The sequence below is a fragment of the Geobacter sp. PheSNFMC genome (genome assembly GCF_059620965.1).
Map to the genome: position 1 here is coordinate 1 of NZ_JCAMRN010000133.1, position 643 is coordinate 643.

The following is a 643-nucleotide window of genomic DNA, read 5'->3' on the forward strand; positions in this document are numbered from 1 at the left end:
AACATGGAGTAACGGGTGATCGCTTCTTCGAGAAGCTTTACTTTGGAGGGAAAATGGCGGAACAGCGTCACCTCCGCGATGCCCGCCTGACGGGCGATCTCGCGGGTCGTGGCGCCCAGGTACCCCCTGGTCGAAAACAGACCAAGGGCTGTTTCGAGGATCCGCTCATGGGTCGCATTGCACGAATCAAACGGCTTGCCGCCTTTGACAACTCCCATTGCCCCTCCCGGTGGGCTGATTATGTAAGCGCTTGCTTACATTTTCGGGTCAAAAAAAAACTTCATATACAAGGTTTCAGCCCTAAGGAGCAAAAGACGGGCCAATTCCATACCGGGACAATCAACTACTAGAAGTTGATATCGGCGGGCATGGTGACAACTTTAGATATTTTTACACCAGGGAAATAACGCGCTGAAACTGCGAAGAAACAAAGAATGGTCACAACCAGCGGCAAACCGTCACAGAACAACGTCACCCCGTACTGCCGAAAAACGACAAAGTCAAAATATTGGCCCAGGATATCGTCAAATGGCGAATTGGCGAGAGTGGTGCCAAAAACTGGCAACACGAAAGCGGACCACGAAGTGAGGGGGGAAGCTACGGAAGAGGCGCGAAGCGGAGCCGGCCCGGACAGGCCGGCTCC

The 643-nt window shown here is 53.3% G+C and carries 2 protein-coding genes; both read right to left on the reverse strand.

Translation table 11 applies throughout. The features are described 5' to 3' along the window. On the reverse strand, positions 1–218 hold a 218-nt coding region (locus tag AC6CDK_RS17810; RefSeq protein WP_192905560.1), incomplete at its 3' end, for a TetR/AcrR family transcriptional regulator. Between the two features lie 128 nt (positions 219–346). After that, positions 347–643, reverse strand: a 297-nt coding sequence (locus AC6CDK_RS17815; protein WP_496639962.1) for a hypothetical protein, incomplete at its 5' end; no start/stop codon positions are given.